The organism is Methylobacterium sp. 275MFSha3.1, assembly GCF_900108435.1.
Lineage (GTDB): Bacteria > Pseudomonadota > Alphaproteobacteria > Rhizobiales > Beijerinckiaceae > Methylobacterium.
This window is the reverse complement of record NZ_FNWP01000004.1, coordinates 36330-56382: the sequence shown is the minus strand read 5'-3', so window position 1 is coordinate 56382 and position 20053 is coordinate 36330. Positions and strand designations below refer to the sequence as shown.

Sequence of the window (20053 nt, the reverse complement as noted above, 5' to 3'; positions counted from 1 at the left end):
GTAGCTCGATTCGCCAAACCTTGGCCCACCTTCGGTGTTGCACCGCGGGCGCCGAGATCCACGTCGCCGTATCCCGCCCTCAGATCCACATCCCGACAGGTATCGATGCCAGCATGCGACGCGACCGATCCGGCCGCCCTCCGCGGTTCCGACGACCGCACGGCCCCCCAGCAGCGCCTGTCCACCCGGCTGCTGTTCCTGATCGTCGGCCTCGCCAACGCCACCTGGGCGCCCCTGGTGCCGCTGGTGAAGGACCGCGCCGGCCTCGACGCGGCGGGGCTCGGCCTGCTGCTCCTCACCTTCGGCGTCGGCTCGATCCTGGCGATGCCGAGCGCCGGGGCCGCGGCCGCGCGGCTCGGCTTCCGGCCGGTCCTGCTCGCCGGCACGCTCGCGATCGGCCTCGCCCTGCCGGTGCTGGCCGTGGGCTCCGGGCTCGTGCCGCTCACCGGGGCGCTGCTGCTGTTCGGGGCCGGGATGGGGGCGGTGGACTGCGTCATGAACCTGCAGGCCGTCGCGGTGGAGCGCGCCGCCGGGCGCCCGATGATGTCGGGCTTCCACGGTCTCTACAGCCTCGGCTGCATCCTGGGGGCGCTGCTGGCCAGCGTCCTGATGGGCACCGGCCTGGGCGCCGGCTGGAGCGTGCTGATCCTGGTCGCCGGCATCGTGGCCCTGTTCGCGGCCGCCTGGCCGGGCATCCTTCCGGCCGGCGGGACAGGGGGAAGCGGCGGGCCCGCCTTCGCGCTGCCCCGCGGCCCGGTGCTGGTGCTGGGCCTGCTCTGCTTCGTGGTGTTCCTGACCGAGGGCTCGGCCCTCGACTGGAGCGCGGTGTTCCTGATCCAGCAGCGCGGGCTCGATCCGGCCTGGGCGGCGCTCGGCTACGCTTCCTTCTCGGTCACCATGACGGCCGGCCGGCTCGGCGGGGATGCGATCGTGGCCCGCCTCGGCCGGCGGCCCGTGGTGATCCTCGGCGGCCTGCTGGCGGCGGCCGGCCTCGCGCTCTCGGTCGTCATCCCGGCCTGGGAGGCGGCGCTCGCCGGCTACGCCCTGGTCGGGGCGGGCTGCGCCAACATCGTCCCGGTCCTGTTCACGGCGGCGGGGCGCCAGACCGCGATGCCCGCGCGCGTGGCGGTGCCGGCGGTGACGACGCTGGGCTATGCCGGGGTGCTGGCGGGGCCCGCGCTGATCGGCTTCGCCGCGCAGGCGCTCGGCCTGCCCGCGTCCCTGCTGATCGTGGCGGCGCTGCTCCTCGGCGTGGCGGCGGCCGGCCGGTCCCTGCGGGTGTGACCCCTCACGCCTCGGCGTTGCGCGCCATGAAGGTGGCGGGCGTTCCGTCCTCCGGGTTCACGAAGACGATGTCGGTCGGCGCCCGCCGGGGCGTGTCGATCGACAGGAACACCACCGGGTCCCCGGGCTCGAGCGCCGGCATCGCGTGGACCGTGCCCTTCTCGAAGAACAGGAGCTGGCCCGGGCCGAACGCCGTCTCGGCGGCCGGATCGCCCAGCCAGACCCGGCCGCGGCCCGAGAGGCAGTAGAGGTACTCGTCGCAGGTGGCGTGATAGTGCGGCGGGGTCGGCCGGTAGACCCGGAACACCCGGGCGCTCGCCGCCTCCCGGTCGGTCAGGTAGGTGTCGACCAGGAGGGTCTCGGCGCTGTCGGGCAGACCCGCCGCCAGCGCCGTCACGTCGAAGAGGCCGGTCCCCGCCGCGTCCGCCATCACGTCCTCCTCAATCGGAAAACCCTTCGAGCACGATCTTCCCCCTGGCGCGCCCGCTCTCGACCAGCGCGTGGGCGCGCCGCAGGTTCGCGGCGTCGATCCGCCCGTAATGCTCCCCCAGGGTGGTGCGCAGGCGCCCGGAATCAACGAGGCGGGATATCTCGTCGAGGAGCGCCCCCTGGGCGGCGATGTCGGCGGTGGCGAACATCGAGCGAGTGAACATGAACTCCCAGTGCAGCGACAGGCTCTTGCGCTTGAGGAGCCCGACGTCGAGGCGCTCCGGATCGTCGATCAGGGCGAGGCGGCCCTGCGGGGCGATCAGCTCCACGATCGCGGCGAGGTGGGCGTCGGTGCTGGTCGTGGAGAAGACGAGGCCCGGCGCGCCGATCCCCAGGGCCGCCACCTCCGCCGCCAGGGATCTGGAATGGTCGACCACGTGGTGGGCGCCGAGGTCCCGGCACCAGGCCGCCGTCTCAGGCCGCGACGCGGTGGCGATCACGGTGAGGTCGGTGAGTTCCCGGGCGAGCTGGATCGCCACCGAGCCGACGCCGCCCGCGCCGCCGACGATCAGGAGCGCCGGGGCCGCGCCCGGCACCCGCTTGCCCACGTCGAGCCGGTCGAACAGGGTCTCCCAGGCGGTGATGGCGGTGAGCGGCAGGGCGGCGGCCTGCGCCCAGTCGAGGCTCTTCGGCTTGTGCCCGACGATGCGGGCATCGACGCAATGGTATTCGGCGTTCGTCCCCGGCCGGGTGAGGTCGCCCGCGTAGAACACCGCGTCGCCCGCGGCGAAACCCTGGACCTCCGCGCCGGCGGCGACGACGGTGCCGGCCGCGTCCCAGCCGAGCACCTTGGTGCCGCCTTCCTCCGGCTCGGCCCGCCGCCGGACCTTGGTGTCGACCGGGTTCACCGAGACCGCCTCGACCTTCACCAGCAGGTCGCGCGGGCCGGGCTCGGGCTGGGGCAGGTCGAAGTCGACCAGGGCCTCGGGATCGGTGATCGGCAGGGACTTGCGGTAGCCGACGGCGCGCATGGTGATCTCCTCGGAGTGTCGCCGCAGGAGATGCCGCCCGCCTTCACGGGCCGCAAGTACGCACATAAAACGCCACTAGTGCCGGAAATGATACCGTCGGAGACAGCCCATGCCCCGCACCCGCCGCCACACGGGCGCCTGCAGCCCCGGCTGCGCCGTCGAGGCGACGCTCCGGCTCATCGACGGCAAGTGGAAGGGCGTGATCCTCTACCATCTGCTGGAGGGGACCCTGCGCTTCAACGAGATCCGGCGGCGCCTCGCCAGCGTGACCCAGCGCATGCTCACCAACCAGCTGCGCGAAATGGAAGCCGACGGCCTGATCACCCGGACGGTCTACGCCGAGGTTCCTCCGAAGGTGGAATACAGCCTGACCGAGCGGGGGCGGTCCCTCGATCCGGTCATCCGCGCGCTGAAGACCTGGGGTGATCTGCACGCGGAATTGGCAGATACGACTCAAAACGCCGCCTGATTGGGCAAACCGGTGCCGAATATGGGCGCGACCACATAACCGGATCTTTATGACTTGGCCGGAAGGTGGCGCATCTCCCGCCGGACGGTTCCAGAACTTCCGATGCCGATCCTCGCCTCGCTCCGCGCCCGCATCCTGGCGGTGGCGCTCGCCCCGTGCCTCGCCTTCGCGGGGGCGGCGGGCCTCGCCGTGTCGGACCAGTGGGCGCGCCGCGCCGAGATGGGCCGGGTGGAGGGCCTGGTCGGCCTCGCCTCCCGGATCAGCGCCTTCGTGCACGAGGCCCAGCGGGAGCGCGGCGCCTCGAGCCTGTTCCTGGGCGCGAAGGGCGCGCAGTTCGGCCCGGAACTGGCGGCCCAGCGCGTGCGCACCGACGCGGCCCTCGCCGGGCTTCCCGAGGCCATGAAGGCCGCGACGGGCTTCGGGCCGGTCTTCCAGGCGCGCGGTGAGGGCTTCGCGCGGGCGCTCACCGGGCTGGCCGCGCAGCGCCGGGCGGTCGACGCCCTGACGGCGGCCCCGCCGCAGGCCGTGGCCTACTACACGGGCCTGATCGGGGAGGGGCTCGGCTTGGTGCGGGCCATGGGCGGCGCGATCGACGAGGCCGGCCTCGCCGCCCGGGCGAACGCCTACGCGGCCTTCCTGGCGCTGAAGGAGGCCGCCGGCCAGGAGCGGGCCGCCGCCTCGGCGGTCTTCGCCTCCGGCACCCTCGACCTCGCGGCCGCCCGCCGCCTCGCGACCCTCGCGGCCGACCAGGCGACCTATGCCGGCCTGTTCCGGGCCGGCGCCGAAGCGGGGCAGGCGAGCCTGCTCGACGCCGCGGAGGCGACCGAGCCGTCCCGCGCGGTCGCCCGCCTGCGCGCGGGCGTGCAGGAGACGATGCCGGGGACGCCCCCGGCCTTCCGCGACGCGCCGGGGTGGTTCCGCCTCGCCACGCAGCGGATCGACGCCCTCAAGGGCGTGGAGGATCGGCTCACCGCCGACCTGGTGGCGGCCGCGGGGGCGGCGCACGCCCGCGCCGAGCGGATGCTGGCCCTCTGGGCCGCCGGCGGGCTCGCCCTGTTCGCCCTCTCGGCCGGCCTCGCGGTCTGGCTCGGCACGGCCATCGCCCGGCCGCTCTCCCGGATGGCCGGGGTGCTGACCGCGATCGGCCGGGACGCGGGCACGGCCGACCTGACCATCCCGACCGGCGGGCCGCGCGAGGTCCGGGCGATCGCCGCGGCCGCCCTGGCGTTCCGCGACAGCGTCGCCGAGCGCCGGGCGGCCCGGGCCGCGCAGGAGCGGCTCGCCGCCGAGACCGCGGCGGCCCAGCGCGCGGCCGCCCTCGGCCTCGCCGACAGCTTCGAACGCCAGGTCGGCGGGATCGTCGAGGCCGTCTCGGCGGCGGCGGCCCAGCTGGAGACCTCCGCGCACGGGATGGCGCGGGCCGCCCAGGACACGACCGATCTGAGTCGGGCGGTGGCGGTGTCGGCCGATTCGGCCGCCCGCTCGGCCGACACGGTGGCGGCGGCCACCGAGGAGCTCACCGCCTCGGTCCGGGAGATCGGCGTGCAGGTCGGGTCCTCGGCGGACCTCGCGGCGAACGCCACGCGGAGCGCCGACGGCATGGCCGGGGAAGTCCACCGCCTCGCTCAGGCGGCCGGCAGCATCGGGGAGATCGTCGCGATCATCTCGCAGATCGCCGGCCAGACCAACCTGCTGGCGCTCAACGCCACCATCGAGGCGGCCCGCGCCGGGGAGGCCGGCCGCGGCTTCGCGGTGGTGGCCGCCGAGGTCAAGACGCTCGCGGAGCAGACCGCCAGGGCCACCGAGGAGATCGCCGGCAAGGTCGCGGAGATCACCGGATCGACCGAGGCCTCGGTCCGGTCGATCGGCGGCATCACGGCGGTGATCCGCGACCTCGCGCGGATCGGCGCCGAGATCGCCGCCATGGTCGAGCAGCAGGGCGCGGCCACCGCGGAGATCGCCCGGACCACCGCGCAGACCTCGCAGGACACACGCGGCGTCTCGGGCCACATGGCGGGTGTCGGCGCGGCGGCCGGCACGGCGAGCCAGGGCTCCGCCCAGGTGCTGCGGGCGGCGGCCGACCTGTCCCGGCAGGCGGGCGACCTGCGCGGCGCCGTCGAAGGCTTCCTGGCCCGGGTCCGCGCGGCCTGAAGAGAGGCTTCCGGCGGGTCGAGACCCCTGGCGGCGTCGGGAACCGTCTCGGCGCGAGGCGGCCCGGGAATCCGATGACGGGCTTGCGGCCGCCACGACACGCCGCGCTCCCTGGGCGGCACGGCGATCCAGGACTTCGAGGCCGAACGCGCCGACCGCCACGAAGGCCCCGCGCCGGCCGCGAGAGGGCACGGGGACGGTGCACGCCCGGAACCCCGGGGCTTCAGCGCGGGATCCGGGCCCGATCGCCTCCGGGTTTCCGGCCCCGTCGGGAATCAGTCGGGAATCGCGAAGCCGATCGACAGACACAGGGCCGCGACGGCCGTCAGGGCCATGGCGGCCTGACGGACCTGACGCCAGCGCGCGCTGCGCGCGCGCTCCTCCGGGCTGGCGCCGAGCTGGAGCTCGTCGTCGAAGCCCGTCACGAAGGATTCGAAACTCGGGAAGGCGCGCCGCGCGAGCCAGATCCACACGCCGACGGCGATCAGGCCGAGGACCCAACCGCCGTAGGTAAACGCATCGTCCAACATCCGGCGCAGCCCTCGAGACGACGCCCCCCTCGCGACTTATTCTACGGGAAGTTGCGAAGATTGCCTAGGCGGAAGAAGGGCTTCCGGTGGCGGTTCCGTGTTTCCGAACGTGTCTCGCCGGGACCGATCGGGTGCCGGTCCGGCCGCGTCCCCGTCGCGCGTCCGTCACGGCCCCGGCGGGTTCCTGTCGCTCCCCTGTCAGTCTCTCGCGCGGCCGAGGGCGTAGAGGGTGATGGCGGCGGCGTTCGAGACGTTGAGGCTGCGGATCGCGCCCGAGAAGGGGATCCGGGCCAGGACGTCGCAGCAGCCCCGGGTCCGCTCGCGCAGGCCCTTGCCCTCGGCACCCAGCACGATCACCAGCGGCCGCGCGATCGTCAGCGCGTCGAGGCTCTCGGGCGCGTCCGAATCGAGGCCGACCCGGGTGAAGCCGCGCTCGCCCAGGGCGATCAGGGCCTCGGCGAGGTTCCGGACGGTCACGAAGGGCACGTGCTCCAGGCCGCCGGAGGCGGACTTCGCCAGGACCCCGGTGGCGCCCGGCGCGTGGCGCGCCGTGGTGACGATCCCGGCGACCCCGAAGGCCGCGGCGGTGCGCACGATCGCCCCGACATTGTGCGGGTCCGTGATCTGGTCGAGCGCCAGCAGCAGCGCGTCGGCGGGCAGGTCGTCGAGGCCGGGCGCGGGCAGGGGCTCGGCCTCCAGGTACAGGCCCTGGTGGACGGCGTCCGGGCCGAGCAGGCGGCCGATGTCGCTCGGCCGCACCAGCTCCGGGGTGATCCGCACGGCGCCGCCGAACTCGGCTTCCAGGCGCGCGGCCGCGTTCTCGGTGGCGAGCAGCCGGTGCAGGCCGCGCTGGGCGTTGCCCAGGGCCTGCACCACGGGATGCCACCCGTAGAGCACGGTCGGCCCGTCGCCGCCCTCCTCCCACGGGCGGGACGCCCCGCCCGGGCGACCTCCGGACCGGGGAGCGGGGCGCCGGGGCCCGTGCGGGCGGGGCCGGGCGGGGCGTCCGCCGGGCGGCCGGGCGTCGTCGCGGCGATCCGTCATCGGGCCGCGATCGGCGAAGGGGCCCTGGGTCGGGCGAGGCTGGGCCAGACGAATTCGGGCAAGGGGGGCATCGGCGCGCTCTTCTCTGAGGGCCCTGTCGGAAGGAGCCGAGAAACCGGGCGGCATCGCGCGCGTCAAGCCGGCATCACACCGGGAACTGCCGGCAGCCCTCGGGGATCCAGGGCCAGGACGATCGATGGAGCGCGCCGGCACGGCCCCGGATTCCGTCGCCGACCCGTCAAGTCGGGACAGTCTTCCCGCGTAGGAATGTGGAAAACGAACTCATATTCCCTTTGTGACCTGTGCATGTGCGGGCGCGACACGGTCGTTCGTCAGAACGAACGGCCTGGTCCGCAGTAGGAAGATTATCTGGACGAATCTCTCAGAGAGTCAGTTCAGCAAGTTATATGGGGTTGCGAATTCCGCATCTGTGCCAGGGCCTTGGCCTGCATTCGCGCATTCGACTCTGCGCCGGCCCGCATCGGACTCTGCGTCGCGGCGTATCCGATTCTGCGCCCGGAGGGCCGGTCGGCGTATCGGAATCTGCGCGGCGGCGTATCCGATTCGGCGCGAATCCGGGCCCGGAGCGGTGAATAACGGGGACGGACACCGAGCGGTCCCGCGTATCGGACTCTGCGTGGGATCGCCGGGGGAGCGGGGCCCGTATCGAACTCTGCGCGTGCCGGCCCGGGAGCCGGCCGTGAAGGGAGCAGTGTCGGCCCGCTTTCGGGCGCGTCCCCGCGACCGGGGAAGCGTGGATAGCCGGGACAAGGCCGATGGGACGGGGGCCGCGGCGGGCGAATCGTGGCATGGCAGGATCGGGCCGTCCGTCCGCCTGGCGGATCGACGGCCCGTGTACCGCGGGCCGAGGGGCGATGAGCATCGAGGAGAAGATCGCCGGGATCCACGACCCGGACCTGCGGGCCGAGATCGAGGCGGCGCGCGGCGGCTTCCTGTTCGCGCAGATCGTCGAGCACGTGCTGCACCGTCAGCGCGAGCGCGACGCCCAGGCCGCCCTCCTGGGGGAGGAGGAGAGCCGCCGGGCCGGGCTGTCCCGCGACCAGCGCCGCCGCGACGCGGTGCGCCTCGTGATCGAGAACGAGCCGGCCGTCCCGTCGAGCCTCCAGCACATCCACTCGGTCCTGGCGCTGTGCGGCCTGCCCTACCGGGACCCCGGGCCGGTGCGGGAATTCTCCCGCAGCTACGGCCGCAACTCGCTCAACCTGATCGCCGGCCGGATCAAGGACCCGGAGACCGGCGCCTTCGAGCCCCAGGGGCTGCCCTACGGCCCGAAGGCCCGGCTGGTGCTGCTGCACCTCTGCACCGAGGCCGTGCGCCAGCGCAGCCCCACCGTGAAGGTGGCCGAGACCCTGTCGGGCTTCATGCGGGAGATGGGCTTCGCGGTCACGGGGGGCGAGCGGGGCACCATCCGCCAGTTCAAGGAGCAGCTGAACCGGCTGGCCGCCTGCTCCATGCAGATCGGCCTCTGGGACGGGCGCGACAGCGCGACCACCCTCAACGTCCCGCCGTTCCGCAGCCTGGAATTGTGGCGCCCCCGCGCCGGGGAGGGGGACGACGAGGCCGGCCGCACGGTGCGCTTCGATCCCGAATTCTACGAAACCCTGATCCGGCACGCCCTGCCGGTGGACCTGCGGGCGGCCCGGGCCTTCTCGGGCTCGGCGCGCAAGCTCGACCTGCTGTTCTGGACCGGCTACCGCCTGCGGTCCCTGCAGCGGCCGCTCCGCCTGACCTGGGCCAACCTCCACGCGCAGTTCGGGGCCGAGAACGCCTCGATCCGCAGCTTCCGCCAGGCGTTCAAGGCCGATCTCGCGCATCTGCGCGAGGTGTTTCCGCGGCTGCCGCTGGTGCTCGACGACGGCGGGCTGACCCTGCACCCGGCCGATCCCAGCACGCTGCTCGTGCCGCCTCGCCCTGCGGCTAAGGGAATACGGAAACGCCTCAAGGAATAGAACAGGGATCGCTGACTCTCATTCCCTCAGGGAATGTCTGCCTGACGGAATATGTGAGGGCGGCTATTCCCTGAATGGCGCGGAATGAGATATGTGTTCCGTCCGCCTGGAAGGAACATCACGTGGCCCTGTCGGATTCCGAGATCGCGGCGCGGCTCGCCGCGCTGCGACGCCAGCGCGAGGCGCTCGACCGGGAGATCGCCGATCTCGTCCTCTACCAGGAGCTCGGTCGCCGGTTGGCGGCCGGTGGAGCGGACGCGCGGCCGGACCCGGCCCCGAAGCCCGAACCGCCGGCAGGGCCACGCCGAGACCCGGCCGACGAGCCGCCGCGGGGGCGGGACGTACGGGACGTCCTAGAGGCCCGGTCCGGATCGCTTGCCGACGCGGCGGGCGCGGCCCCCGGGCACTGGGGCGCGCGGGCCGGTCCGGCGGCGCGGTCCGCGGGGGCGCCCGGTCCCGTCGGCGCCGCCGGACCGATCCCGCCGGCGATCGCCTTCACGGAGGACGCCGCCGGCGCCCGCCGCTACGGCCGGGCCGTGGTGCAGGCGGCCTGCGCGGCGATCGCGCGGGCGGGCCGGCCGCTGCACGCGGCCGAGATCCTGGAGGTGCTCGCCGGGCAGGGCTTCACCCTTCCCGGCCGGGATCCGGTGGCGGCCCTGAACACGCGCCTGTGGAAGCGGTCCGGGCCGGGCGGCCCCCTGAACCGGGTCGCCGAGGCCACCTACGCCCTGGCATCGACCCCCGCATCCAGTCCGGGATCCACTCCGGACTGGCCGGGGCCGGGCCCCGCCTGAGGGGCGTCGGTCACGAAGCGTGGGCCGGACCCCGCCGCCGTCTCCCCCCTATCGGGCGCGCGCGGTGCCCGCCGAGCCGCGCGGCTGCGCGCCGGCGGGCCGTGAGACGGCGTCCCGGCCGGGGAGGGCGTGCATGCACAGGACCGGACGTGATCGGATGATCGGGCGGGCGCGATGACGGCGGCGCTCGCCGCGCCGGTCACGCAGGTCTGCGCCTTCGTGCTCGGATGCGCGCTGATCCACGCCGCCCGCGCCCACGCCGATCGGATCACGCGGCTCCTCGCCGTCACGGCGGTCGGCGCGGCCGTGCTGGTGCTTCTCGTCGCGTCCCTCGACGACGCGCCCGAGGGCGGAACCTTCGACGAGGTCACGGTCTACGCGGCCTCCTGATCCCGTCGCCGGGCCCCGCAGGGGCCGCTCAGTTGACCAGGCAGAAGCCCTGACCGGTGCCGATCCGGCGCTCCTGCGCGCACCAGGGCTTGGACGCGCCGGGGCCGGTCGCCGGAACCTTCAGGCTGGCGGTCGTCTGCGCGGGGTCGGCGGCGGTGCCGCGGAGGGTGAGGCTGCCGACGGGCACCCGGCCGGGCGCGGGCCGGAGCGCGACCGGATCGGAGCCGGCCTCCGCTCGCGATCCCGGCGCGACCGCGCCGTCCGGTGCCGGGAGCGCGGGGCTCGCCGCCACCGGTTGCACCGGGTCGGGCGGGCTCAGGGTCGCGAGGCCGGGCATGTCCTGCGCCGCCGCGGCGCCGCACAGGACCAGGCAGGCGGCCGAGGCCGCGAGGAACCTGATCATCGACGAAGCTCCTGACGAGAACCATTCCGCCGGCCGGTCCCGCGGGCCGGACCTGCCGTGAGGCTGAGTCTGGCCTCCCGCTCGTTAAAGGGGCGCGAAGATTCAGGATTAACCGGTTTTGAAGATCGCCGTCTCCCCGGAGGCGGACAGCCTTGACGGCCCGCGCGGCGGGCCGCCGTCGTCCGGGAATGGAGGCCCGGCGACCGGGTGCGGACGCGGCGCGGAGCCGCTCCCGATCGCGCCGGGAACGGCTCCGCGCCGTCGTTTCGGGCCGTCGGTTCGGGCCGTGTCGCCGCGAACCGCCCCGGGTGGGCGGCGCGCCCTCCGCCCGACGGGTCTCGCCGCCGGCGGAGGGCGCCAGGGTCCTCAGTGCGCCGGGGCCGCCACCGCGGCGGCGAGCCGGTCGTGCGGGACACCCGACCCGCCCACCACGGCGATCCGGCTGCCGCCGGCGCTGCGCCGGCTCGCCCAGTCGCCGATCATCTCCAGGCAGGTGTGGTCGATGGCCGCGAGGTTGTCGGTGGCGAGGCGGACCTCGCCGCCCGCGGGGGTCCGCTCCAGGGCCGCCGTGAGGCTCGGCAGCTGCAGGAAGGTCGCCGCCCCCGACAGGCGCAGCTCCGGCACGCCGGGCACTTCGGGGGCCGCCGCGTGCTCGATCCGGAGCCGTCCCTTGCGCAGGCTCGGCAGGGCCTGGATCAGGCTCAGGGCGAGGCCGGTGAGCACCCCGGTGAGCAGGTCCACCGCCACCACGGTGGCCATCGTGGCGAGCCAGATCGCCGCGGTCAGCCAGCCGTAGCGGGCCTGCAGGTGCAGGGCGTGGGCCGGGCTCGCCAGCCGCCAGCCGGTGACCACCAGGATGCCGGCGAGGCTCGCGGTCGGCACCAGGGCCAGCAGCCAGGGCAGCACCAGCAGGAACGCCAGGATCCAGGTCCCGTGCATCACCGTGGCGGCGCGGCTCACGGCGCCCGCCTGGACGTTGGCCGAGGAGCGCACGATCACCCCGGTCATCGGCAGCGCGCCGACGAGCCCGCAGATCAGGTTGCCGATGCCCTGCGCGCCGAGTTCGCGGTTGAACTGGGTGCGGGGGCCGTCGTGCATCCGGTCGACGGCGGCCGCCGAGAGCAGGCTCTCGGCGCTGGCGATCACGGCGATCACCAGGGCCATGATCAGGATCTCGGCCTCGGCGAGGCGCGCCCAGGATTCGGCCGCCGGCAGGGCGAGGCCGGAGAACAGGGCCTCCGGCACCGCCACGCGCTTGACGGCGAGATCCCCGAATCCCGCCACGAGGCTGCCCGCCAGCACGCCGACGAGCGCCCCGGGCAGGAGCCGGAGCCGCGCCGGGCGCAGCCGCTCCCAGGCGATCATCGCCGCGATGGTGATCCCGCCGACGATCACGGCCCCGGTGCGGTCGCCCGTGCCGCTGACGAAGTTGAAGAACGCGGCCGGGATCGCCACGAGGTTGTCGAGGCCGCTCGCCCGGGGGAGGGCGTCGGTCAGGACGTGGATCTGGGCCAGCACGATCAGGATCCCGATGCCGGCCAGCATGCCGTGCACCACGGCCGGCGAGATCGCCCGGAACCAGCCGCCGACCCGCAGGGCGCCGGCGACGAGCTGGACGAGGCCCGCCACCACCAGGACGGGACCCAGGGCGTCGAGACCGTGCGACTGCACGAACCCGTAGACGATCACGGCGAGCCCGGCGGCGGGCCCGCTGACCTGGAGCGGCGAGCCGGCGAGGAGGCCGACCACGATGCCGCCGACGATGCCGGTGATGAGGCCGCGCTCCGGCGGCACGCCGGACGCGATAGCGATGCCCATGCACAGGGGCAGCGCCACCAGGAAGACCACCACGGAGGCGGGCAGGTCCCGGGCGAGGCTCGCCCGGACGGCGCCGTCCGGGGCGAGGGCGCTCTGCAGGCTCGTGGTCAGGCGGCCGGAGGCGCGCATGGTCAGGCCGCCTGCAGGCGGCTGCTGGCGGAGGAATCCTGCGCCACGGGCATGTCGGCCCCGGCGATCGGCCGGAATTGCCCGCTCGCGCCGTCGTAGGCCAGGAGGGCACCGGTCTCGATCTCGAAGAACCAGCCGTGCAGCCGCAGGGAGCCCTTGGCCAGGGCGGCGGCGACGCTCGGATGGGTGCGCAGGTTGGCGAGCTGGACCACCACGTTCTCCAGGGCCAGGGCGTGGTGGCGGGCCTGGGCGTCCATCCCCTCGGGATAGGCCTCGCAGACGATCCGCTCGGCGGCCTCGGCGTGGCGCAGCCAGGCCGCGACGCTGGGCATCCGCTTGAGCAGGTCCCGGTTCATCAGCCCCTTCATGGCGCCGCAATCCGAGTGGCCGCAGACCACGATGTCGCGCACGCCGAGGGCCACCACGGCGTACTCGATCGCCGAGGAGACGCCGCCGACCACGTCGGAGGCCGGGGGCACGATGTTGCCGGCGTTGCGGCAGACGAACAGGTCTCCGGGTCCCGCCTGGGTGATGTGCTCGGGCGAGACCCTGGAATCCGCGCAGGCGATGATCAGCGCGCTCGGGTGCTGACCGTCGCGCACCAGCTGCTGGTACATCTGCCGCTGGCCGGGGAAGACGCTGCCCTGGAAGCTGGCGATGCCCTGGATGAGGTTGTTCATGAAGGGTCCCTGAGGCCGGGAGAATCGGAAGGCGAGAGTGGGGAAGGGCGATGCGCCGGAGCGCGCCTGCCGGACGGCGGCGCGGGACGGGAGCGCGGAGCGGTCTCCCGTCGGCTCCGCCCGGCCGGAGGGGCCGGGCGGCGGGTGTCGGTGTCGGGGTGTCGTGTCCGAGCGTCGCGTCGGAGGCCCGGCTTCCGAAGTCTCAGGGTCCGACGTCTCAGCGACGGACTCGGCGGCGCTCCGCGGTTCCGGAGGCCCAGTGCGGGTCGACGACCTGGCCGCGCGCCACGGTGGCCCCAGCCCTGTCGTGAACCATCGGCGCCCCGAGGAGCTGCCCGGACCCGGAGCGCTGCGAGTGCAGCGAGCGCGGGTCGTGGTGCGGGTCGTTGATGTAGGAGCTCATGTGGCCGCCGCCGGCAGCCTGCCGGCTCCCGCCGCCGCCTTCGCCCGCCTGCGCCGCCAGGGGCGCTCCGAGGATTCCGACCACGAGGCCGAGGGCGAGGCCGAAGGCGGGACCGGCCGCGTGGCCGCGAACCGGGAGATGTCGGGACTGGGTGCGGGACTGGATCATGACGTTTCCTCGCTGTTCGACTTGTGGCGAGGGACACCGCATCCCTGCCGATAAGTCGACCCTAGTCTACATTTTCGGAATAGCGTGTGCGCATCGGCACATTGTATCGACGAAAGCTTTAATCCGTGGCGTAAGTACTATCGTGTGCGTCCGCGCACGTCTTTGTCCATCTTGAGAGAGCGGCCGGGATTAAGGACAGATCTGGCGCCGACGGCGCGGCGCGTGTCCTTCCGGCGCGTGTCCTTCCGGCGCGTGTCCTTCCGGCGCGTGTCCGCGGCGCGCAGGGCCGCGCGGCCGCCCTCGCACCGCGGACGCGCGCGCTGTCGGGTGCGGTCGGGACGACGGTCGCCCGGGCCGGAGCGGGGTCAGGCCCGTCCGGTGTGGAGACGCGCCGCGGGCAGGGGATTGGCCGCCACGTAGACGAGGCCGCCGGCCTCGTAGGTGAGGCTGGCGGTCCTGCCTCCGGCGAGGCCCCGCTCGAGCAGGCGGGTGCCGAACCCCTTCCGCGACGGCGAGACGACCGGCGGGCCGCCGCACTCGCGCCAGGTCAGCCGCAGGGTCTCGGTGTCCGGACCCGCCTCCACCGTCCAGGCCAGCGCGGCCCGCCCGCCCGGAACCGACAGGGCGCCGTGCTTGACCGCGTTGGTGCACAATTCGTGCAGGATCATCGTGAGCGCGAGGGCGCCCTCGGGCGGCAGCCGCAGGTCGGGGCCGTCCAGGGTGATGCGCGGGGTGTTCGCACCCGGAGCGTCCCGGTCCGCAGGGTCACGATCCGAAGTCTCCCGACCGGAGGAATCCCGGTTCGACGGATCGCCGCCCGCGGGGTCCGGACCCAGGAAGGGCCGCACCGCCTGGGCGGCGATGCCGCGCAGATCCGCGCTCGCCCAGCTCTCGCGGGTCAGGATGTCGTGGGCGCGCGACAGGGCGAGGAGCCGCGCCTCGAAGGCGTCGCGCCCGGCCGCCGCGCCGGCGCCCAGATTCTTCAGGCTCTGCGCCGCCATCGCCTGCACGGTGGCGAGGGTATTCTTCACCCGGTGATTGAGTTCGTCGATCAGCAGCCGGTGGGTCTCGGCGCGCCGGGCCCGCTCGTCCGCCGCCGCCGCGAGGGCGTCGGCGATCGTCGCGCCCTCGCGCACGAGGGAGCGGGGCAGCGTCGGCAGGGGCTGGTCGCGGCCCAGGGTCTCGGCGGCGGCCGCCAGATCCAGCAGGGGGCGGGCGATCAGGCCGGCGAGCAGCCACGCGAGCAGCGCCGCCGCGAGGGCCACCGCGCTGCCCGCCGCCAGGATGCCCCCGCGCAGGGCCGCCACCGAGGTCAGGGCCCGGTCGGCCGTCTGCCGCACCACCACCTGCCAGCCGAGGCCCGGATAGTCGCGGTGGCCGGCCGTGGACGCGCGGGCGCTGAGATACGCGGCGTCGTCCGGCCAGGGGCCGACCCGGCTCGTGCCCTCCGGATCGAGGGGCCGGCCGCCCGCCAGGACCGAGCGGGGCAGGGGGGCGCCCTGCAGGGCGGGCGGCCCGAGGAGCACGGTGCCGTCGCGGGACAGGATCAGGATCTCGGCGCCCTGGCGGTGGCCCCGGAGGCCAGCCTCGAGGATGCGGGCCATGTCGCGCGCCCAGGTCCAGTCGAGATGGGCGGCCAGCACCCCGAGGACGCGGCCGTCCGTCGCCCGCACCGGCGCCGCGACGTCGAGGAGCCGCAGGGGCTCGCGCGACGCCGCGCGCGCGGCGGCCTCGTCCGGGGGCATCAGCGCCTCGAGGAGCTTGGCCGGGTGCACGTCGCCCACGTAGGGGCCCGCGCGGCCGCCGCGGAAATAGTCACGGCCGGAGACGTCGGCGCCCTCCAGGGCGCCGGTGCTGGTGACGGAGAAGCGCCCGTCGGCGCCGATCAGCCCGATGATCGAGTAGGCCGGGTAGGTCGCCTGGAGCCGCTCCATCACGGCGCGCTTGGCGGCCGTTCCGGTCCCGGGATCGCGCAGACTGTCCGAGGCGGCGGCGATCTGGATGTCGCGCCAGCGCTCGAACATCCCGATATCGAGGCCCCGGGCCATCTGACCGGCGATCTCGGCGAGCTGGCCGCCGACCTCCGCCTCGAGCCGTCGGGTCGCCTCGCGGCTCACCAGGGCGGCGAGCGTCAGGGTCGTCAGGAAGCCGAGCGTGCCGAAACCCAGGGCCAGCACGACGCGCAGCCGCGGCGCGCGCCACCGGTCACGCCATCCGCCGCGGCGGCCGGTCCGGTCCGCGGGGCCGGCGCAGGGCGCCGCAAGGGATTCCGATCGCGCGACCGCTTGCATCCGATCTCCCTGGGATCGGCCGGCTCCCGGTGGAGGGAGATCGTGCCCGCGATCCCGTCTCAGCACGCGGGGCAGGCCTCAGCAAGGCGGAAACGGGCCTCGGCGATGCAGAATTTCTATCGGGAGTTGCAAATCTGCACGCCGTCGTCCCCCCGGCTCGTCCGGGTGCGGTCCGGGCTGCCGGCCGGGGCCTCAATCCTCGAGAAGGGCGTGGGCCGCCCGGACCAGGAGCCCGCCCGGCCGGCGCAGGGCGTCGAGCACCGAGAAGTGCTCGGCCCCGGGGACCGGCAGCAGGGAGCCGGGGGCGTGGGCCGCCGCCCGCAGGGCGTGCAGGTTGCGGGCGTCGTGGATCAGCGCCGGCAGTTCGCGGGAGCCGTAGGCGATGCAGAGCGGCTTCGCGATCACCGGGAGCCGCAGGGGCGACAGGGTCTCGATCTCGCCGTCGGTGAGGCTCAGCTTGGCGTCCAGGGAGGTCTGGCGGATCGGCGCGAGGTCGTAGACGCCGGAGATCGCCAGACCCGCCGCCACCGCCGGATGGCCGAGCTGCATCGCGGTGAGCAGCCCGCCCGCCGACCAGCCCGACAGGATCAGGGGACCGCGGATCCCGCGCGCGGCCCCGTGGGCGGCCAGCCAGTCGAGGGCCGCGCCGATCTCCGCCACGATCCGGGAAAGGCCCGCCTCCGGCGCCAGGGTGTAGCCGACCATCGCCACCGACCAGCCGGCGGCGTTCGGGCCCTCCGCGAAGCAGGCGAACAGCTCCCGGGCGCCCCGCTGCCAATAGCCGCCGTGGATGAAGACCAGGCAGGGCGCCGCCGCGTCCCGCGCCGGGTAGAGGTCGAGGGCGTTGCGGGCGCCGGGGCCGTAGGGCACGTCGAGGCCGGCCGGATGCGCCGCCCGATAGGCGGCCGAGGCCGCGTCCCGGGCGGCCACCTGGGCGGCGCTGTCGGCCACCGCGCGGGTGTTGTCGTAGCAGGCGTCCCGCGCCTCCTGCGCGAGGGTGTCCCAGCGGCGGCGCGGATCCGCGGGGGTCGGATCGTCCAGGCGGAACTCCAGCACCATCGTGTCCGTCTCGGGCCGCTGCGGTCGCCCGCACCATGGCAGGCGGCCGGGCCCGGGTCGAGGCGGTTCAGAAGCCGGGCGCGGCACCCGGGACGGTGCCGCCGTAGCCCCAGCCCGTGAGCGGCGGCGCCGCGACCCGCTCGCGCGTCGCCGGCGCGACCGTGCGGGCGAGGGGCCGGGGCCGCTGCCAGACCCGCCAGAGCGGACGGTCGCGCGCCGCCATGCGGGCGAGGGTCAGGTCCATGTCGGAGGCCGCGCGGTGATGCGGTCGCCCGGCGGGGGGCGCGGCCTGCCGGCGGGCCTCGGCCGGGGCGGCCAGCAGCAGGGCCGTCGGCAAGAGGAGCGTCGACAAGAGGAGCGTCGACAGGAGGACGGCGAGGATCGGGGCGGGACCGGGACGCATGGTCGGGGCTCCGGGACGAGCGGGCCGAAGGGGCCCTACCCGGCGGCTACGCCCGAACGTCGTCCCGGTTCCGGAGCGGCGCCGGCCGGGCCGGGCATTGCCCTGGATCCCCGGAAGGCCGAGAACTCCGGCGGACTCCGCGCCCCTCCGAAACCGATTCGGGAGGGTCGGTGTGCCGGCCGCGGCCCGGCCAAGACCTGGCCAAGACCTAGCCAAGACCCAGCCAAGACCTCCCCACGGCCTCCCCACGACATGGGATCCATGACAGAGTCCGCACAGACCGCCACGCCGCGCCCCGGCACGCCCGATCCGGCGGCGCTGCTCGCCGCGCTCGTCGCCTTCGACACGGTGAGCGCCCGCTCGAACCTGCCTCTGATCGACTGGGCGGAGGCCTATTGCCGCGACCTCGGCGCCGCGGTCGAGCGGGTGCCGGATCCGACGGGCCGGAAGGCGGCGCTGCTGGTCAGCGTCGGGCCGTACGAGACGCGCCCCGGCTACGTGCTCTCCGGCCACAGCGACGTGGTGCCGACCGACGGCCAGCCCTGGTCGTCGGACCCGTTCGTCCTGCGGGAGGAGGGCGGGCGGCTCTACGGGCGCGGCACCTCCGACATGAAGGGGTTCCTCGCGGTCTGCCTCGCGCTCCTGCCCGAGATGGTCGCGGCGGAACTCGCCACCCCGATCCACATCGCGATCTCGTACGACGAGGAGATCGGGTGCCTCGGCGTGCGCCCGCTGATTGCCCGGATGCTCGAGCGCGTGCCGCGGCCGCTCGGCTGCTTCGTGGGCGAGCCGACCGGAATGGACGTGGTGGTCGGCCACAAGGGCAAATCGGCCGCCCGCCTCACCTTCCGCGGCAAGGCCAGCCACTCGGCCCTGGCGCCCCAGGGGGTCAACGCGGTCGAGTACGCCGCCCGCTTCATCGAGCATGTCCGCCTGTCGGCGGAGGCCATCGCCCGGGACGGCGCCCGCGACGCGCTCTACGACGTGCCCCACACCACCGGCCTGTCGAGCGTGGTCCGGGGCGGATCGGCGCTGAACATCGTGCCCGACAGCTGCAGCGTCGAGTTCGAGTACCGGGCGATCGGCGCGGACGATGCCGCCGCGCTGGCGGCGTCCGCGATCGCCTACGCCACCGGGACGCTGGCGCCGCTGATGCGGGCCGGCGATCCGGCCTGCGGCGTCGCGGTCGAGCCGCTGATCGATTATCCGGGCCTCGACACCGATCCGGAGGCGGCGATCGTGACCCTGGCCAAGCGCCTCGCGGGCCGCAACGGCCACGCCAAGGTCTCGTACGGCACGGAGGGCGGGCTGTTCGAGCGGCTCGGCGGCGTGCCGGCCGTGGTGATCGGGCCGGGCTCGATCGCGCGCGCCCACCGGGCGGACGAGTACGTCACCCGGGACGAACTCGCGGCCTGCGCGGGCTTCGTGCGGCGGCTGATCGGCGCCTGCGTGACCGGCTCCGCGGCGGCGTCCCAGGGTGCGCTCCCGGGTTGAACCGGCCTCCGCGCCGGTCGGGCGCGCCGCCGGTCCGCGGAGCCTCCGCCGCGCGGCGCGATCTCACCAGGGCGATCTCACCAGGGGATGCGGCCGAAGCGGTCGACCAGCCGCCGGTACTCGGCCTCGCTCTCGGCCCTCGACGTCCCGCCCTGGCCGACATCCGAGCTTCCGGAGCCCGGATGCACGAGGCGGCACACCAGCGGCAGGACGAAGCCGTGGCGCGCGAGCTGCACGTTGGGGCCGCCGAGCTGGAGGACGTTGGCGAGCCACGGGCGGACCAGGGAAGCGTGCTGCAGCGTGACGGGCGCCGTCGCCTCGACGAGGTGGGCGCGGCGCAGGCCGGTCTCGGCGAGGCGGCCGAGCCACTCGTTGTCGTAGTGCCACTTCGCGGCCGGGCTGATCGCGCCGACCTGCGCGAAGGTGGTCCGCCGCATCAGCCAGCCCGACGGCGTCGCGAAGTCGTTGATCCGCACCACCTCGCCGGCCTCGTCGGTCTCGAGCTGCGTCGAGGAGACGAAATCGAAGCGGTCCAGGGCGCGGACGGCGACGCCCAGATAGGGCGGCAGCCAGCGATCGTCGTCCTCGAGGAAGCCGACGAGGTCCCAGCTGTCGTCGACGGCGGCGATGGCGGCGTTCAGCGCGGGGATCTGGCCCTTGCGCGCGCCGCGCGCGAAGGTGACCTGCGGGTGCGCGGCGAGCCGTGCCGGGATCTCGGTCCCGGGATCGGTTCCGACGAAGAAGTGGATCGTCGCCGGCCGGTCGAGCTCCTGGGCGTTGGCGCTCGCGATCGCGTGCTCCAGGAAGTACGGGCCGGCCTCTCCGGCCAGGGTCGAGGGTTTGAGCCGCGACGGCGTGATGATCGCGATTCGCATGGTCAAGGCTCGCCGGTTCTGCGGATACGGTTTGCGGTCCGGTTCCCCCGATCTGCGCGCCGTCACGCGTGATCACCGCGCGTCGACCGAGAGAGACTTGCAGAACTGGAGCCGAGACGGGACCGTGCCTGTCAAGTCTCGGACGATCGGTTCGGGTAGAGTTCAATAATGATCGAAAAAGTTTCGAGTTACTGTATACATCGCGATCGATCGGTCGGCCGAGAATCGATCCGAAATT

19 protein-coding genes are annotated in these 20053 nt (G+C 74.5%); 7 read left to right on the top strand and 12 right to left on the bottom strand.

Annotation, left to right across the window (positions count from 1 at the left end):
- The first annotated feature begins 105 nt into the window (after positions 1–105).
- Positions 106–1284 (top strand): MFS transporter, encoded by a 1179-nt coding sequence (locus tag BLW78_RS05300; RefSeq protein ID WP_091677314.1) that lies wholly within the window; start codon positions 106–108, stop codon positions 1282–1284.
- A 4-nt stretch (positions 1285–1288) separates the two neighbouring features.
- Here the strand turns inward: BLW78_RS05300 and BLW78_RS05295 are convergent, their stop codons facing one another.
- Positions 1289–1714, bottom strand: coding sequence for a cupin domain-containing protein (locus BLW78_RS05295; protein ID WP_091677311.1), 426 nt, complete (start codon positions 1712–1714; stop codon positions 1289–1291).
- Positions 1715–1724: 10 nt separating this feature from the next.
- Positions 1725–2744, bottom strand: a complete 1020-nt coding sequence (locus tag BLW78_RS05290) for a zinc-binding alcohol dehydrogenase family protein (RefSeq protein ID WP_091677308.1) — start codon at positions 2742–2744, stop codon at positions 1725–1727.
- Positions 2745–2853: 109 nt separating this feature from the next.
- Here BLW78_RS05290 and BLW78_RS05285 point away from each other — a divergent pair, with 109 nt between their 5' ends.
- Positions 2854–3213, top strand: a complete 360-nt coding sequence (locus BLW78_RS05285; protein ID WP_020095505.1) for a winged helix-turn-helix transcriptional regulator — start codon at positions 2854–2856, stop codon at positions 3211–3213.
- Positions 3214–3315: 102 nt separating this feature from the next.
- Positions 3316–5364 carry a methyl-accepting chemotaxis protein gene (locus BLW78_RS05280; RefSeq protein WP_091677306.1) on the top strand — a complete coding sequence of 683 codons (2049 nt, stop codon included), beginning with the start codon at positions 3316–3318 and terminating at the stop codon, positions 5362–5364.
- 275 nt (positions 5365–5639) lie between these two features.
- Here BLW78_RS05280 and BLW78_RS05275 read toward each other — a convergent pair whose 3' ends face one another.
- Both BLW78_RS05275 and BLW78_RS05270 read right to left on the bottom strand, forming a co-directional pair.
- Positions 5640–5894: a hypothetical protein gene (locus tag BLW78_RS05275; RefSeq protein ID WP_026605300.1), complete on the bottom strand. Its 255-nt coding sequence runs from the start codon at positions 5892–5894 to the stop codon at positions 5640–5642.
- Positions 5895–6092: 198 nt separating this feature from the next.
- The gene (locus tag BLW78_RS05270; RefSeq protein WP_083916122.1) at positions 6093–6938 is read right to left on the bottom strand and encodes a TrmH family RNA methyltransferase; all 846 of its coding nucleotides are present in this window, start codon (positions 6936–6938) and stop codon (positions 6093–6095) included.
- 875 nt (positions 6939–7813) lie between these two features.
- On the opposite strand from BLW78_RS05270, the gene BLW78_RS05265 reads away from it, so the two are divergent.
- From BLW78_RS05265 to BLW78_RS05255, 3 genes are all read left to right on the top strand, one after another.
- Positions 7814–8908: a replication protein RepA gene (locus tag BLW78_RS05265; RefSeq protein ID WP_091677303.1), complete on the top strand. Its 1095-nt coding sequence runs from the start codon at positions 7814–7816 to the stop codon at positions 8906–8908.
- Between the two features lie 122 nt (positions 8909–9030).
- Complete coding sequence (locus BLW78_RS05260) at positions 9031–9702, top strand: hypothetical protein (protein WP_091677299.1); 672 nt, start codon at positions 9031–9033, stop codon at positions 9700–9702.
- 174 nt (positions 9703–9876) lie between these two features.
- The gene (locus BLW78_RS05255; RefSeq protein ID WP_091677296.1) at positions 9877–10092 is read left to right on the top strand and encodes a hypothetical protein; all 216 of its coding nucleotides are present in this window, start codon (positions 9877–9879) and stop codon (positions 10090–10092) included.
- Positions 10093–10120: 28 nt separating this feature from the next.
- Here BLW78_RS05255 and BLW78_RS05250 read toward each other — a convergent pair whose 3' ends face one another.
- The 7 genes from BLW78_RS05250 to BLW78_RS05220 form a co-directional block, all read right to left on the bottom strand.
- Positions 10121–10495, bottom strand: a complete 375-nt coding sequence (locus tag BLW78_RS05250) for a hypothetical protein (RefSeq protein WP_091677294.1) — start codon at positions 10493–10495, stop codon at positions 10121–10123.
- A 366-nt stretch (positions 10496–10861) separates the two neighbouring features.
- A complete protein-coding gene (locus BLW78_RS05245; protein ID WP_244526779.1) occupies positions 10862–12442 on the bottom strand; it encodes a SulP family inorganic anion transporter in 1581 nt (526 codons plus the stop codon).
- Between the two features lie 2 nt (positions 12443–12444).
- Positions 12445–13122 (bottom strand): carbonic anhydrase, encoded by a 678-nt coding sequence (locus tag BLW78_RS05240; protein ID WP_020095513.1) that lies wholly within the window; start codon positions 13120–13122, stop codon positions 12445–12447.
- 217 nt (positions 13123–13339) lie between these two features.
- The gene (locus BLW78_RS05235) at positions 13340–13693 is read right to left on the bottom strand and encodes a hypothetical protein (protein ID WP_020095514.1); all 354 of its coding nucleotides are present in this window, start codon (positions 13691–13693) and stop codon (positions 13340–13342) included.
- Between the two features lie 365 nt (positions 13694–14058).
- Positions 14059–15984, bottom strand: a complete 1926-nt coding sequence (locus BLW78_RS05230; RefSeq protein ID WP_091677291.1) for a sensor histidine kinase — start codon at positions 15982–15984, stop codon at positions 14059–14061.
- 192 nt (positions 15985–16176) lie between these two features.
- The gene (locus tag BLW78_RS05225; RefSeq protein ID WP_082558081.1) at positions 16177–17043 is read right to left on the bottom strand and encodes an alpha/beta hydrolase; all 867 of its coding nucleotides are present in this window, start codon (positions 17041–17043) and stop codon (positions 16177–16179) included.
- 67 nt (positions 17044–17110) lie between these two features.
- Entirely contained in the window at positions 17111–17446 is a 336-nt protein-coding gene (locus BLW78_RS05220; RefSeq protein WP_091677288.1) for a hypothetical protein, read from the bottom strand.
- Positions 17447–17707: 261 nt separating this feature from the next.
- Between BLW78_RS05220 and argE the strand changes: the two genes are divergently transcribed.
- Complete coding sequence (gene argE, locus BLW78_RS05215) at positions 17708–18940, top strand: acetylornithine deacetylase (RefSeq protein WP_056529961.1); 1233 nt, start codon at positions 17708–17710, stop codon at positions 18938–18940.
- A gap of 77 nt (positions 18941–19017) precedes the next feature.
- Here argE and BLW78_RS05210 read toward each other — a convergent pair whose 3' ends face one another.
- Positions 19018–19815, bottom strand: coding sequence for a glycosyltransferase family 2 protein (locus BLW78_RS05210; protein ID WP_042673316.1), 798 nt, complete (start codon positions 19813–19815; stop codon positions 19018–19020).
- Between the last annotated feature and the right edge of the window lie 238 nt (positions 19816–20053).